This is a genomic window from Spirosoma pomorum (assembly GCF_054776615.1).
In genome coordinates this window covers 141,103-156,878 of record NZ_BAAHBP010000039.1, presented here as the reverse complement: position 1 = coordinate 156,878, position 15,776 = coordinate 141,103, and the positions used below count along the sequence as shown (strand labels likewise).

At 49.0% G+C, this 15,776-nt stretch carries 11 protein-coding genes; 6 read left to right on the top strand and 5 right to left on the bottom strand.

What is annotated here, in order from left to right; all coding sequences use genetic code 11:
• Positions 1 to 63 precede the first annotated feature (63 nt).
• The 3 genes from ACYVAD_RS24560 to ACYVAD_RS24550 all read right to left on the bottom strand — a co-directional run bounded on the left by ACYVAD_RS24560 (position 64) and on the right by ACYVAD_RS24550 (position 7,842).
• Positions 64 to 6,126 (bottom strand): alpha-2-macroglobulin family protein, encoded by a 6,063-nt coding sequence (locus ACYVAD_RS24560; protein ID WP_461142194.1) that lies wholly within the window; start codon positions 6,124 to 6,126, stop codon positions 64 to 66.
• A 173-nt stretch (positions 6,127 to 6,299) separates the two neighbouring features.
• Positions 6,300 to 7,046 (bottom strand): ABC transporter ATP-binding protein, encoded by a 747-nt coding sequence (locus ACYVAD_RS24555; RefSeq protein WP_461142193.1) that lies wholly within the window; start codon positions 7,044 to 7,046, stop codon positions 6,300 to 6,302.
• 64 nt (positions 7,047 to 7,110) lie between these two features.
• Positions 7,111 to 7,842, bottom strand: a complete 732-nt coding sequence (locus ACYVAD_RS24550) for an MlaE family ABC transporter permease (RefSeq protein WP_461142192.1) — start codon at positions 7,840 to 7,842, stop codon at positions 7,111 to 7,113.
• 193 nt (positions 7,843 to 8,035) lie between these two features.
• Between ACYVAD_RS24550 and ACYVAD_RS24545 the strand changes: the two genes are divergently transcribed.
• Complete coding sequence (locus tag ACYVAD_RS24545) at positions 8,036 to 8,710, top strand: SDR family oxidoreductase (protein ID WP_461142191.1); 675 nt, start codon at positions 8,036 to 8,038, stop codon at positions 8,708 to 8,710.
• 120 nt (positions 8,711 to 8,830) lie between these two features.
• Positions 8,831 to 9,745: an ROK family protein gene (locus ACYVAD_RS24540; RefSeq protein ID WP_461142190.1), complete on the top strand. Its 915-nt coding sequence runs from the start codon at positions 8,831 to 8,833 to the stop codon at positions 9,743 to 9,745.
• Between the two features lie 87 nt (positions 9,746 to 9,832).
• On the opposite strand, the gene murB is transcribed toward ACYVAD_RS24540, so the two are convergent.
• Entirely contained in the window at positions 9,833 to 10,858 is a 1,026-nt protein-coding gene (gene murB, locus ACYVAD_RS24535; protein ID WP_461142189.1) for a UDP-N-acetylmuramate dehydrogenase, read from the bottom strand.
• Between the two features lie 123 nt (positions 10,859 to 10,981).
• Between murB and ACYVAD_RS24530 the strand changes: the two genes are divergently transcribed.
• Together ACYVAD_RS24530 and gmd are read left to right on the top strand one after the other, a co-directional pair.
• The gene (locus ACYVAD_RS24530; RefSeq protein ID WP_461142188.1) at positions 10,982 to 11,581 is read left to right on the top strand and encodes an SPOR domain-containing protein; all 600 of its coding nucleotides are present in this window, start codon (positions 10,982 to 10,984) and stop codon (positions 11,579 to 11,581) included.
• Between the two features lie 83 nt (positions 11,582 to 11,664).
• A complete protein-coding gene (gmd, locus tag ACYVAD_RS24525; protein WP_461142187.1) occupies positions 11,665 to 12,777 on the top strand; it encodes a GDP-mannose 4,6-dehydratase in 1,113 nt (370 codons plus the stop codon).
• An 81-nt stretch (positions 12,778 to 12,858) separates the two neighbouring features.
• On the opposite strand, the gene ACYVAD_RS24520 is transcribed toward gmd, so the two are convergent.
• On the bottom strand, positions 12,859 to 13,791 hold the full coding sequence (locus ACYVAD_RS24520; RefSeq protein WP_461142186.1) for a hypothetical protein: 933 nt from the start codon (positions 13,789 to 13,791) through the stop codon (positions 12,859 to 12,861).
• Between the two features lie 346 nt (positions 13,792 to 14,137).
• Here ACYVAD_RS24520 and ACYVAD_RS24515 point away from each other — a divergent pair, with 346 nt between their 5' ends.
• Both ACYVAD_RS24515 and ACYVAD_RS24510 read left to right on the top strand, forming a co-directional pair.
• Positions 14,138 to 14,956, top strand: a complete 819-nt coding sequence (locus tag ACYVAD_RS24515) for an Fpg/Nei family DNA glycosylase (RefSeq protein ID WP_461142185.1) — start codon at positions 14,138 to 14,140, stop codon at positions 14,954 to 14,956.
• Between the two features lie 96 nt (positions 14,957 to 15,052).
• A complete protein-coding gene (locus tag ACYVAD_RS24510) occupies positions 15,053 to 15,775 on the top strand; it encodes a hypothetical protein (RefSeq protein WP_461142184.1) in 723 nt (240 codons plus the stop codon).
• Position 15,776 lies beyond the last annotated feature (1 nt).

Below are 15,776 nucleotides of genomic sequence, written 5' to 3'. Positions count from 1 at the left end.
CAGCCGAACAGATAACAAAAAGGGCTTCCACCATAAGTGGAAGCCCTTTTTGTTATTAACTCTCTATTTTACGCTAATCCGAGTACCCGTCGAATGGGCTGAGAACTCGGGGGCGTAAAAGCACTGAACCGTCGCAACCCCAGCCGCAAACGCACCCGTATGGACCACCCGAAGCTGATACTCGAATACGTGCGTACCAGCTGGCAGTCGGTACAGGAAAAAATCAGTGCTGGCGTCGCGTGGCGCTTCGTAGTAGCCCAAACCGTTCTGAAATTTGTACCCCGACAGTGTAGTGACAGGCTCAAACCCTGATGCCCGACTGTCTTTCAGGTGAACGTATTGCATATCGCGGTCGTTGCGCAGCTCTACCCGAACAGTCACTAGGTCACCCGGTTTTAGCGTAGTCTGATCCGAAAGGGGAACAATAACCGGTCCCTCGGGCGAATCCTGTCGGCGATAGAGCGTTTTATTAACTGAAAGGTTACCGTTGGCGGCCGAGGACGTAACGCGATCCAGTGGTTCGAAATGCTGGTAGTAGATACCGCCCCACGCCGGACCATTAGACGTTTTTGTTACCGAAACGGTTCCCATGTCTGGCTTGATCTGCGACGGCGCATACGTAACTTTCTGGTAGCCGGTTGGAGCGTCGGCCGGAGCCTGTACCAACGTACTGCCAACCCGAAGCTCGGTCGATGATTGAGTTGCTGTCCATTCGTCACCTTTTAACAGCAGAGCATAGATGGCTTCGGTGGTTGCCTTTGTCGATGGCCATGCCTGGGTGCGTTTCTGCGCCAGTAGCCATTGCTTCATGGCATTGACGGCGGTTTGATCGTCCGTAATTTCGTCGAAGGCTTCAATCAGCATCGCCTGGGTCTCGACGGGAGCTTGCTGCCAGTAAAAACCAGCTTTGTTGGCTGGCCAGTACATACCAAACTCATCAGACGTACTAGCCCGTTCTTTCAGCGATTTTAGAATATCAGTCGAGGTTTTCTTGTCGCCCAGCCGATGTAATGCCAGCGCTGTCATCGCCTGTTCCTGCAAACCCAGATTAAGCCATTGCTTGGCAACCTGCGTTTTGATGTACTTTAGTGCCTTGGATTCTGCCGCCTGGTTCGGGTAAAAACTCTGCGCGTAGAGATACTGAACCGCCCAGTAACTCAGCCCTTTTGTTTTCTCTTTCTGTTGCTGCTCCAGCCACTGATTCGCGTATGTATTGGCAAACTGCAAGGCATTGTTCTGGATTATCTGGACCTGCTGCTGGCTGGCTCCAAACGTAACCCCCAATTTAGCTAGATGACCAAAGCCACTCAGGATGTGCAACGTAACGACTGGATCAGTAGGCATTCCCGCAAACCAAACAAAGCCGCCGTCGGGCATTTGTAGCTGTTGCAGTTTATCCAAGGCAGTCTTCTGGTTAGTCAGCAGATTATCGGGTTTTAGAAACTGCCCTAGTTGCGCCTGCTGCTCAGTCTGGGTCCGTGCTGCCTGCCGCCAAGGCGTTTCGTTCAGCGTAACCGCTTTCAGTTCCTCATTGGCCACCAGCGGATTGGCGGGGGCCTGCTTCTGCCACTGGGTAATTACTTGCTGAATATCGGGCCGGGCACTGACAATCCGGCTTCCCAGCGCGTTAGCGTAAAACTGGCTGAATATCGGCTCGGCACAGAGTAGCGATTCATTGGCCAAGTAAGGTAGACTTTGTAGGGCTGTCCAGACGGGGTTTGACGTTAGTTCGACTGTTAGCCGCTCCGCCTGGCTATCGAGATCTTTCTGATCTTTTAGCACATCCAAACTAATTGTTTTTGTGCCTGCACCGTTGAGGTAAAACGGCTTGGCGTCCAGCACTAGCATCCGATTCGGTAAAACAGGCAGCGTACGTTCTTCGCCATCAGTAAACGAACCTGCTTTGGCCATAACGCGGAACGTTACGTTCTCCAGACCTGTAGGAACCACCAACGTCCAGCCAAGCGCTGTGCTCTGATTGCCCGGCGCTGAAAATGCAGTTGGTGCAATCACGTGTTTGAACCGAGTATCAATTGGCTGGTTGGTGGCCGCATCAAACAGTTCGAGCTGAGCCGAGCCTGTCAGCGACCTGCCGGTTAGGTTATTGATGCGGGCGGTAAGCCGTAACGTATCGCCTTCACGCAGGAAGCGGGGAGCGTTGGCGGTAATCATCAGCTCCTTCTGCGTCACCACCGACCGGTCCAAGCCACCGGTCTGCATCGTTTTCGAATGGGCAAATAGCATTAGCCGCCAGCGGGTAAGCGCTTCGGGCATAGTGAATTTTAAAACAATCCGGCCTTCCTTGTCAGTGTGTAACGTAGGAAAGAAGAAGGCCGTCTCGTTGAAATTGCGCCGGGGGGCAGGCTGTAAATTAGTAGCTAATTGTCCTTCATCATCTGACGATGGGGCAAAACGTGGGACCACTTTTTCCGATGCTACTGCTTCTTTCAGTTCTTCTACAACGGGTGCTGCGTTGTCCATGGATGCCCCAGCACCACCCGCGACACTTCTCCTGGCTACTCCTGCTGAGTAAACGAGTTCTACTGACGGTTGTATCAACGCGTCATAGTCCGTTGACGAGTTTGTGTAGAGCCATTCGTTGTAGTTCAGAACAACACTTCCCCGGGTATTGAAACTACTACCTGACCAGTATCCATTGAACGCAAAACTCTGGTAGTTTGAGCGATCAACGTCTACCCATTGGTGTTTCAGGAACTTGTCCAGTGATGCGTCATACAGCGTGGCCACAGCTTCGGCCATCACTTTTTCCTTGCCTGGACCGCTGATTCGTAACGTCCATTCTTCCGGCTGACCGGGTTTTAGTCGGTCGCGGAACGTAATGGTTTCGATCGTCAGCCGCTGGTTTGCCTGAGAGACCGGAATAGTTTTCGTATCCTGATAGAGCCGCCCGTTCTGAATTTTCGTGAACGAAACGGACAGGTTCGAACGGGTGCCAACGGGAATGGGCACATCAACTCGGACGGGGGTATCTCGTAACTCAATCCATTTTTCCTGCGTACCTACCCGCATCAGTGCCCAGCCAGGACCGTCGTTTGCTAGCCAGATAGTCGCCGTTTTGCCCGGCTTGACGTCTGACTCGGCCACGCGTACCCAATTATCAGCTAACAATGCTAAGGCGGGCCGTTCGGGTGTTGTAATGGTAAAATACTGCGTCTGTCGAACAGTTTCGCCGGTTGAGTCGGTAGCCGTAAGTTCTACCACGTAAGCACCTGCGGCATATTTGCTCAAATCTAACATCATGCTATCACGGCCTGATGTACGAACTGGCAGTTGAGCAATAGCCTGACCACGCGGCCAGTTCTCGGGCTGGTCTTCGTCCTGATACACGTCCAGCGGGAAAAGCTGTTTGAATTTCTCCCGTGTCAGCGCAAAGCGGTCGGGCTGGTCCCAAAGCCGTTTTCGAAGGACGGGTTGTGGGGCTCGAAGTGGGTACACCGTAAGCTGGCCCGTAGCGGGTACGGCTTCACCACCAGCGTTCTGAATCAGCAAACCAACGGCTTGCCGATTGCCTTCAATTTGTTCAGGTATGTTCAGTATCGCCGTCAGCGCTGAGTAGCCAATGCGTAGTGTCTGCGTAACTGATCGTGTCTCGCCGGAAATATCCGTTACGTCGAGGTTGATCACGTACTGAAAAACAGGATTGGTTTTCCGGTCAACGCTTTGATCCGGACTTGCCACGAACGTAAGCGACACCGCACCCGTGTTCGTTGTTGTCAGTGCGCCGTTTCCGATTTCTGTTTCTGGCTCCGAAGGATAAGGATACGTAATTTTATAGGAACCCAACGGGTAGACAACAGAGCCCCGCTTCGCCCACGGCCAGCGGGGAAGCAACTGCCGGGTAATACGATACCGAACCGGAGCACCATCGATGGGTGCTCCCGAAAACGTAGTTGCCTTGGCCGTTACGGTTATTGACTTTCCCAACTTATAACTGTCTTTTACGGGATCGGCTACGACTTCGAAGGTTGGGCGCTTGTATTCTTCAACGCGGAAATAAGACAGATGATCAAGGATGGATATTCCCATAAGACCCGTTAGGCGGCCTTTCGGCAGGGTGAACTTACCCTCGACTGAACCAAATTCGTTTGATGTCAAGGTTAGTTTGGCAAGCTGCTCCCCGGTATCAGTATCCGTCAGTGTTACTGGCGTCGACTGATTGGCTATCACCTGGAGTTGCCCATCCTTGCTGGAGTACAGAACGGCTTTGAAATAAACCGTTTGTCCGGGGCGGTAGATGCTCCGGTCTTGAAAGAATAAAACGCTGGGTTTTTGAACGATTGGATCAGGCGACTGATATGGTCTGGAATTGTATACCCCTTCCGTTTCGAGTGTATCCTGCTGGTTGGTAATGCGGAATAGGTAGCTCTTGTCATATTTAATGCTCTGGGAAATTTGAAAACGCCCGGCAGCATCTGTTTTGTAGTTACCGGTAGAGCGTGTCTGCTGGCGGTTGTTTGCATAATAGCTTTCGGCCAGCTGAACCGTTACGTTCGGCATGGGTTTGCCAGTTTGCCGGTGCATGACGTAAAGCGTAGGTGCCGGCTTGAGGTTCTGACTGATCATTGGTCTTTGTTGATCAATCAAATAGCCCAGTTCCGTAACCACCAGTGGCGTGTAGGCCAGTAAGGCCGTCGAATCCGTTAGTCGATTGGTGGGTCCCGAAATAATGATATAATGCCCAATAGGAAGGGCGGGCAGCGCAACTTCAGTGCTGTGGTCGCGCAAATCCCCATCGTCCGGTAGTTGACTAGTTTGCTCTGCAACAGCCGGACGAGCCAGTAAGCGCTGTAATAACTGGTTACGCTGGCTACTGGAAAGGCCAGGGCTTGGTAAACTTTCGTTAAACTTCACCCGGATGATCCGGAAGTAAATACTAGACGTATTGCGGAAATTGACCAGCGCCCGAATTGGTTGCTGGGGAGCATTACTCTGCTCAACGGTTAACCGGAGTTGTTGCCGTCGTAACTGGGTTTGCAAGTTCCGGACGTTCCGGGCCTCCTGCCCGTCGTTGGGCGGAGTTTGCAGTAAACGAGTCAGCAGTGAATCCGCTCGGTGGCGTTGTCTGCCAGCTTTCGTTTGGTTTGCCTGCTGATCCCAGTATTGAGCCAAAGCCAGGCCGTAAATAAATTTAGGAAGCTGATTTCGATAGTGATCCAACTGCTTGGTCAGCGCTTGCTGGTACAATGAATCTTTCTTAGGGAAAACACTGTGCTGATGAACAAACGTAAGGCGATCTACGTCGACATCGGCCAGCGCAATCGGATTCTTACCTGACAGATGAAAGGCGATCAGTTGCTGATAGAGGTTTAGTGCCTGGAAGCGTAGCGACAAACTGTCGGAGGTACGTAGCGGCACAGTCGCGAACTGGTCGGGAGTAGCCAGATACGCAGGCTGGTCCAGTTCAAACTGCTGTGCCGGGCGTACCAGATCAGCTTCGGTGTTTTTAAAGAATGCTAATGCGCGATGAGCCAGAAAATCGTAGACCGTTGGTCGGCGCAAACGCCCTTCGTTGCTACCCTTCTCGAGCAGCAGGTCATACGTACCAATGGGAGTTTCTTTCAACTTGGCTTCGTTTTGCAGAGAAGCCTGATAAGCCGTTATAGTTTCGGTTATTAATCGGCGTAGGTCCCATGTCGCCAGACTATCTACCTGATCATTGACTGACGGGTTCTGCCCTGATCGACGGGTTAATCTTCGTACCACCGGAGTACGATCCTGAAATTTCCAGCGGTACTGTTGATAATATAGCCAGTACGTTTCGGCCAGTACCGATTGCAGAATATTACGTGTCGGCGTACGGAGCGTTCCATTTGCCAGTTCCTGTTTCAGCGACTGAACGGTTTTGAATGTACTGCCCGCATCCGAGTACTTCTGGAGCGACTGACGATAAATAACGGCTTTCACCAGCTGGCTTTCGTTTCGCTCAGCTTTCGCTCGTTCGTAAATCTGGTCAATAAGCGAAAGTGCCGACTTGGGTAGCCCTTTCTGGTTCAGCGAATCGACCCGCTGCCAATCCTGTATATACGTGACCACGGGTTTCTTGGGTTTTTGCGCGTAAGCCCCCAGCGCAACAAGGGTGAAAAGAAAAACGAGAATACGATGCATACGTGTAGCGACGGGAGAAACCGTCGCAGTGTGATGCTGCAGAACGGCAATTTCCATAGTTGTCTATGCCTAGGACTCCCGCCAGACCAGGAAGGTTTAAACGGCGCAGTCGACCATCAACAAAGAAGGGTATCCCTGCTGGAATACCCTTCTGAAAAAAAGGCGATCGTCGTTCAATGATTCATCTCACGAAGGAGCTTATTCGCGTAGATAAACTCGTTCAACTCCTCTACGTCCGACTGCGTGAGGGTATCGCTGTTCCCTTCCCAGAGTTTCTTACCCTGGTAGAGAAAAACAATCTTCTCGCCAATCTCCATCATCGAATTCATATCGTGCGTAATGACGACGGTCGTAACCTGATACTCATCCGTAATCTCTTTGATGAGCTGATCGATTTTGATCGATGTCAGCGGATCAAGGCCGGAGTTGGGTTCATCGCAGAAGAGGTATTTAGGATTCATGACGATGGCGCGGGCAATACCTACCCGCTTTTTCATGCCTCCACTAATTTCAGAGGGCATTCGGTCTCCCGCGTTTTCCAGACCCACCCGAACCAGACAGTCCTCTACCCGATCAGCCTTTTCGCTTTCTCCTTGGTCCGTCAGCATATCGAGAGGAAACCGCACATTTTCCCGCACCGTTTTTGAGTCGAACAGCGCCGACCCCTGAAACAGTACGCCCATTTCCCGACGAATGGCTTTTTGTTCGTCAATGTCACTCGTCAGGAAGTTGCGGCCATTGTAGAGCACCTCCCCCGAGTCCGGCTTGACTAGACCGATCATGCATTTTAGCAGGACGCTTTTCCCTGTACCACTTCCTCCGATAATCAGGCTTGTCTGGCCTGGTTTGAAGGTATCGCTGATGCCAGCCAAGACTTGCCGCTCACCAAACGATTTGGTTATATTCTTGATGTCAATCATAAACGAAGAGCGAACGAATGAAGGAGTGAAAGAACGAAAGAGTGTCGGGCTATTCGCTCTTTAGTTACGTAAGTAGTAGTTGCGTCAATAAAAAGTCGGCACCCACAATGGCAATACAGCTGTTTGTCACGGCCGCTGTTGAAGCACTACCAACTTCCAGGGCTCCTCCGCTTACATTGTAACCTTGAAAAGCTGATATGGTCGATACCAGGAAGGCAAAAACGACGGTTTTGGTCAGCGAGAACGTAACGCCAAACGGATTGTAATCAAAACGCAGCCCTGATACGTATTCCTCGGGGGTGATCACGCCCGAAAGGGTTCCCGCAATGTAGCCACCCAGAATAGATAAAAACGCGGCCATGATAACCAGTAATGGAAACATCAGCACTGACGCAATTACCTTCGGCAGGATTAGGTATGAACTAGAATTAATTCCCATTACTTCCAGCGCATCAATCTGCTCTGAAATGCGCATGGTGCCCAGCTCACCAGCAATATTAGAACCCACTTTTCCTGCCAGAACGATACAAGTGAGCGTTGGAGCCAGTTCCAGGATAGTACTGTCACGCACGATTAAGGCTATGATGTTGTGCGGAACAAATGGGTTAGTCAGGTTATAAGCGGTCTGAACGCAGGTGACGGCACCAATGAACGTATTGACCAGCGCCACGATAAAGACAGATCCGACCCCAATGGATGTACACTCATTTATAATGAGCCGCAGATAAACTGACAGCTTTTCCCGATTGCGGAAGAGGGTGCCCAGAAAAATAAAGTATTTACCAATTCGTGACATACATGTGTAGCAAAGAGCAGGCACAGAGCAACTCCAGTAGCAGATAGCTCCATTTAGAACATCTCTACCCAGAGCGGTTCCCATTCGAGAAAACTGAACGAAGGGAAGAATGGTTTCTAACGTAACTTGCACTCGGCAGAAACTGTCGCCTTTTCGAGGTTGGGCAGAAATTGTTTGATTAGTTTGCTTCTCTATGAATCCATTACTCGTTGTGACGGGCGGCTCCAAAGGCATTGGCCGGGCCATTGCGGATAAGTTTGTTGCTGAAGGTTTCGAGGCTGTGGTCTGCGCTCGTTCCGTTGGCGATATAACAGCGCCTGGTCTGCTGCCATTTGCTGCTGATTTGTCAACCCGCGACGGCGTCAACTCTTTGCTCGAGTACGTTCGGTCGCTGAACCGGCCTGTCGATGTACTGGTCAATAACGCAGGCGTTTTTCAGCCAGGGCAGATTCAGAACGAAGCCGAAGGGGTGTTCGAAGAACTGATGACCACTAACGTGGGGAGTGCTTACCACCTAACGCGGGGTTTGGTTGGAGGGATGATTTCCCGCCGAAAAGGACATATTTTTATGATGTGCTCTACCGCCAGTATTACGCCTTACACGAATGGTGGTTCGTACTGCATTTCGAAATTTGCCCTGCTGGGCATGAGCCGGGTGCTCCGCGAAGAACTGAAACCCCATGGTGTAAAAGTAACGGCACTGCTGCCGGGCGCTACCCTGACGAATAGCTGGGCGGGTACGGACTTACCCGAAGATCGGTTTATGAAGGCGGAAGATGTAGCCGATTGCGCGTGGGCTGCTTACTCCCTTTCGACCAGCGCTGTGGTCGAAGAAATCCTGATTAGGCCCCAGTTAGGCGATATATAAGCCCATTGCGAACACTGTTCCGGCAGACCACTACCATACAACGCTGATTTTCGTAACTTGCGCCACACTTCATTAACCCGAACCAGTTAATCGAAACTCGTAAATCGTAAAAATAAGTACATGTCTTCCGTTGAGTATCTAGGTATTGACGTTGGCGGCACAAACGTCAAAATGGGCATCGTGGATGCCAATACGGGTAAAATCTCTAACTTTTATAGCCACGATACGATGAGTTGGCGCCAGTCAGGCCACTTCATCGACCGCTTTGGCGATGCTGTTGCGCTACAATTGCTGGCAAACAAGGAGGTTAAAAAAGTTGGTATTGGCTTACCCGGTATGCTCAATCGGACCCGTACTATTCCCCTGGAGATTACGGCGATTCCTGAAATCAACGATATTCCGGTGGTTGATATTCTGACCAAGCGTTTTCCTGGTACCGAATTTTTTCTGGCCAACGACGCGAATGCCGCTGCGTTAGGTGAGTACTACTTCGCCGAGGAGAAGATTACGGAAAATTATATTTTTATTACGCTTGGCACAGGTGTTGGTGGCGCGGCCATCATCAATAAAAAGATCTTCACCGGGGGCGACGGTAACGCAATGGAACCGGGTCATATTCCCTCACGGAATGGTCGGGTGCTGGAACGTAACATCGGCAAAAAAGAACTGCTTGACCTGGCTACATTACGTCGGAGCGAATACAAAGGTGAAACGCACCTGCCCGACGACGGATCGATTTCCACTACGGGACTGGTTGCCGCTGCTGTAGAAGGCGACGAGCTCGCGATGCAGATTTGGACGGAAGTAGGCGAGATACTTGGTGAAGGGCTGGCAGCACTCATCAAAATCTTAGATATTAAGCAGGTACTAATTGGTGGTGGACTTTCTGCCTCGTTCGATTATATCCTGCCTGCCGTTAACAAAACGCTGGATTACTGGCTGAACGACTACTACAAGAATGGACTGGCCATCAAACGGGCCACTCTTGGTAACGACGCTGGCCTCCTTGGAGCCGCATCGCTGTGTTTTGAATAAAGGATAAAAGGAGAAGGGGAAACAAGTAGAAAGGATTGCTATTATATACATTCCTTTCTACTTGTTTCCCCTTCTCCTTTTATATTCTTAAATAACGTTTACTTCCGGATTGATCGTTACGCCAAATTTCTCTTCTACTGATTCCTGAATTTTGCGAGCGAGGGCGATTATTTCATTGCCAGATGCGTAGCCATAGTTGACTAAAACCAACGCTTGCTTGGTGTGGACACCTGCATCACCAGCCCGGTACCCCTTCCAGCCCGCCTGCTCGATGAGCCAACCCGCCGGTATTTTCACTACGTCGCCGTCCAGGGGATAACCTGGCAATGCCGGATAAGTATCTTTCAGCAGATCGAACTGGGATGCTGGAATCTCTGGATTTTTGAAGAAACTACCTGCGTTGCCAATTTGCGCCGGATCAGGAAGCTTACTCCGCCGAATTCGGATGACGGCGTCACTGATTGCTTTTATTGACAACTGATCGTCGGAAACGCCCATCTCGGCAAGAGTCTCCTGAATAGCGCCGTAACGGGTATGATAAATAGGTTGCTTATCAAGCCGGAACGTAACGCTTGTAATGATATACTGTCCTTTCAGCTCGTGTTTAAAAATGCTCTCCCGGTAGCCAAATTGGCAGTCGGCGTGGGTAAAAGTTCGCTTTTCGCGGGTTTGCGTATGAATAGCTGTCAGCGATTCAAATACCTGCTCTATCTCAACTCCGTAGGCACCGATATTCTGCATAGGAGCGGCTCCTACCGTACCTGGAATCAAGGACAGATTTTCTATGCCAGCGTATCCGTGATTGACGCAATGCATGACTAAATCATGCCAGCTAACACCTGCGCCTACTGTCAGATAAACATGATGATCGTCCTCACGAGCAAGCTCAATTCCCCGAATATTCATTTTGACGACTAAGCCGTCAAAATTGTGGCAGAGCAGCACATTGCTGCCCCCCCCCAGAATAAGCTTAGGCGTATTTAAGAATTCAGAAATACTGAGAAGCGTCTGTAAATCGTTTTCGTGATTAATCTCAACCCAATATCGCGCGTCGACATCAATCCCGAAAGTATTGTAGGGTTTAAGCGATACGTGACTCTGTATACTCAACATGAGGATGGTACCTAATAAAACCCAAAAATAACTAAAATCCTGGATGGCTTATGGTGCAGGGGCCATCCTTTCCTAATTCAATGAACAAAATAGTTATTTTTGCCTATTCATCCAGGTCCGCTTATGTACAGATACTTATATCTTGTTTGTTGCTTACCAGCTATAGTATTGGCTGGTTGCGCCGGTAGCCGACCTGCTATTACGTCGGGTCGTTCATCTGTCGACTACAATCGGTATACAGAAGATTTATCTGGCGTCAGGCCAAGCTATAAATCCGTAGCCAACTCGACGGCTAAACCTGCGCGGGTGACTACTAGCACACCGGCTAAATCGGCACCACCAACACCTAGCAAGAACGAGATTAAGAAAACAAATAGCTCGACGGTTAGTACCGTTCCCTCAATAAATCGTATACTTGACCTAGCGCTGGATACGATGGCAATGAATAATCGGAAGATTCGATACGCGAGCGGCTTTCGTATTCAAGTCTATGTGGGCAATGAACGCCAGGCTGCTGACGACGCTAAATTGTTGATTTATCAAAATTTTCCTGAGTTAAGTCCATATCTGACCTATACCCAGCCGACGTACCGACTTAAGATCGGAGATTTCATGCGACGTATCGACTCTGAGCGATATTATACAGCTATCAAGCAATTATTACCCAATGCTCAAATTCAACCGGATCGAGTGGACATCCGACGGAGCCTTTTAATAAAATAGTACTATGATATTGAGGCATTTGCCTTATATTTGACGGAATTTTTACAATTCAGCCGTTTGACTTTTCGTCGCGTAAAAGATTTATGAAAAAAGCGTTAATCACCGGAATCACCGGGCAAGATGGGGCCTACCTGGCCGAATTACTGCTGGAAAAAGGATACGAAGTTCACGGCATTAAGCGCCGGAGTTCGCTATTCAACACGCAGCGGATTGATCACATGTATGAAGATCCGCATGAGAAAAATGTCCGTTTCAAATTGCACTATGGTGATCTGGCTGATTCGACGAACGTAATCCGGATTATCCAAGAAGTACAGCCTGACGAGATTTATAACCTCGGTGCAATGTCGCACGTACGGGTGAGCTTTGATGAACCTGAATACACTGCACAGGTTGATGGTATCGGTACATTACGAATTCTGGAAGCTGTTCGGCTATTAGGTCTGACGGAGAAAACACGGATCTATCAGGCGTCGACATCTGAACTGTACGGTGGTGTTCAAGGGCACGCGCAATCAGAGACAACACCGTTCTATCCCCGTTCTCCTTACGCTGTTGCTAAACTGTATGGCTACTGGATCACGGTAAACTATCGGGAAGCATATAATATGTATGCCTGCAATGGTATCCTGTTTAACCACGAATCACCGCTGCGTGGCGAAACGTTCGTAACACGGAAAATTACGCGCGCGGTATCTCGTATTGCTCTTGGCTTGCAGGATAAAGTGTATCTAGGTAACATGGATTCGCTACGTGACTGGGGTCATGCCAAGGACTACGTAGAAGCAATGTATCTGATTCTGCAACAGGAAAAACCAGAAGATTTCGTAATTGCTACGGGTGTAACGACTTCGATCCGTGATTTCGTTCGGATGGCATTCGCTGAAATTGGTGTTGAGCTGGAGTTTAAAGGAGAAGGCGAAAGCGAAATCGGCGTGGTGGTAAGCTCATCGAACACTGATTTCCCCGTTGAAATTGGTAAAGAAGTTGTCGCGGTTGATCCTCGTTACTTCCGTCCAACCGAAGTAGACTTGCTCCTAGGCGATCCAACCAAAGCAATGACCCAACTGAACTGGACACCGAAGTATGATCTGGCTGGTCTGGTAAAAGACATGATGCATGCCGATATCGATCTATTCCGTCGCGATCAACTGTTGGCTCAAAGTGGTCACCAGATCATGAACTACTACGAATAGGCTTATCAAACTTTACTGATACTAAAAAAGCCCGTCGTTCGACGGGCTTTTTTAGTAGATGCTGTGGAAGTGGAAAGTGAACTAGCGAACGGCAAACTGGCCTGAACCAATCCGGAAGCCTTCTGCATACAACTCCACGGTGTATTTACCGGGTTTGTAAGGAATGCCACGGGTGTACATCAGTTCAACGTTCTGATTATTGTTGGTGTAGTTAACTGTTTGCTTGGTGGTATAAATGGTTTCGTTACCATCAATCATGAACGTACCCGAACCATTAGCCATATCCGATACCACGGCTCCCTGTGGATCAAGCACTCGAACATAAACCTCCTTGGCTTCTTCTTTCGTTAATGGATTATCCTGCAATGTGTAAAGAAGCTTGATTTTATCCAGCCGTTTGGCTTTGTACGAATCATCTTCTTTTACTTTACCTTTTGCCGAGACTGCCAGTACTTTAACGTTTTGAGCTTTGAGTGCCGCAGCTCGCGTTACTTTGCTGCTGAGATCCTGGTTTTGCGCGACCACCGTGGTAACAGAATCACTTAGGCGTTGCCGATCTGTTTTCAAACCAGTGTTTTCCTCACCGAGTACACGTACGTTGTCGTTTAGGGTAGCATTCTCGCGCTGCAGATTAGCAATTAGCGTATCTTTCTCGACAAGGAAAGCCTCGTACTGTTTAATTTTCGCATCGTACTTGGCAAGCGAAACTCGATTTCCGCGACGTAACGACGCTTTGTCTTTTTCTAGCTGCGCTTTTACTTTTTCCAGTTCGGTAATGTCACCACCCAACTTCTGTACTTCTGCAATTTTAGCATCCAGCGCCGTCGAAATCGAGTCTAATTTGACTCGTGTAGTAGATAGTTCTTCTACGCGCTCAGAAATGGTTACTTCCTGGGTTTCCGATACTTTCTTCTGGTCGAAATACAAATAACTCGATACGCCTGCCAATCCCGTCATAATAATCAGAGCGGCTAACAGAGCACCATTAGTCTTGGGTTTTTGATTGTTTTCCATTGAAATTTCAGTTTAACAATTGAACCTGTAAAACTTAATAAAGCCGCTTTCGCGGTCGGTAGAAGTTGTTACATTCTGTGCAGTAATGGTGATAAAGGTGGTAAACAGACGCAGAAAGAAACGTTCACCATAAAGCGTAATTCCCAAACGTACGAAGGCTCGCTCGTATTGTTGTGTAAAACCCATAAATAATCGAAATGGTTCTTCTTTAGAATCCCCAATGGTTGATTAGCAGTCGCTTAGCGTAGTTTATTGGCCTTGTACGAATACTAGTAGAAACTCTCTGAATCGTAAAGCTGCCTGGAACAACTGATGAGAAATCGGGTTGTATGGACAAAAAATACGTATGCCTGAATTACCCGAAGTTGAAATTCGTCGCCAGTATCTGGAAGCATCAGCGTTGCATCAGCCCATTCGTCATATTGACGTAGAAGACAAAAAATTGCTGACTACGGATTACAGCAACTTGCTGGCTAAACTGGAAGGACGTCAGTTTATAGGAACGCGTCGTGTTGGTAAAAATCTGTTTGTACTAACGGACGATCCTGAGGTAACTGTTCGAATGCACTTTGGCATGACTGGCGATCTGGAGTATTATCATTCATCGCTCGACCGGCCGCGTTTTGCCCGAATTGTGTTCGAGTTTGACGGTGGATTCAATCTCGGATTTCTGTGTCCGCGAAAGTTTGAACGCGTTGGCCTAGTGGCGGATATCGACGCTTACTTGAAAGAAAAGAAAATTGCTCCGGATGGGCTCGACATAACCCGTGATCAACTGGCCGATAAGCTTCGGCGTAAAAAAGCCTTGGTTAAGCCTGTACTGCTTGACCAAAGTACCGTGGCTGGCTTAGGAAACTGGATTGTTGATGAGGTGCTATTTCAGGCATATGTTCATCCGGAGCAGCGGTCCGATACGTTAACGGACGAGCAGATAACACAGATTCATGCGGCTATCCGGCTGGTGCTCGAAACGGCTATACGTTATGAAGCCATGTACCGTGATTTCCCCCAAAATTTTCTCATTCATGTCAGAGAGTGGGACGATTCGCCGTATGACGATCTGGAAGCGCACAAGTTCTGCCCACGCTGTAAGACTCGAATTGAACGATCAGTAGTTGGCGGTCGAACGACTTTTTATTGCCCTAAAGAGCAAAAAATGCCATAAAAGAGTACGTTTCCTGCAACGAATACTAAGTAGCTAGAGTAAGAGCTTGAAAATGTAGCCTTGTAGTGGTTATTTTCCAGCACCTAAACCTTTCTCATGCTTTATCCTTTATGTGTTCTTTGCTGCCTGCTGATGGCTACTGCCGGGCTGTGTCAGACGACATCGGCCGATTCGCTGACGTTACCTACTGATCAGGGGGAGGCTTTGCTGGCGTATAATCAAGCCATGTATAAACAGGCTCATCTCTTTGAAGGAAATGAATATGTAGCACACAACCATCAAATTAAAATTCACCCCTTCCTTTTCTCGGACAGCCTGCAAAACGGTACGATTTCATACAATGGTGCTTTCTACAAAAGCGTACCTATGTTGTACGATATCGTCCGGGATGAATTAGCTATCCTACGCCCTGGAACGCCTTACCGAATTCGACTGCATAGTGAACGAATCGCGTCGTTCACCATCGGAGATCAGCGGTTTGCCCGATTGGTAGGCGACAGTACGGTCGGCGTGCGTACGGGCTTCTATCAGCTTTTGCATGATGGATCGGTGAAAGCGCTGGCTCGTCGAATCAAGATTGTTCGTGAGGATATTTCGAGCGGAAAATACAAAGCCGACTTTGTTCAGGAAGACAAATACTTCATTCTAAAAAATGGCACGTATTATCCCATTAAATCAAAGCGTGCCTTGCTGCGTCTGTTTCCGGAACAAGCCTCTGCGCTGCAGAAATATTTACGCGCCAATCGGATAAAATTCAAGCAGCAACGCGAAGAAGCTATCACGGCTGTTGTACGTCAGTATGAGCATTTAACCCACTGAG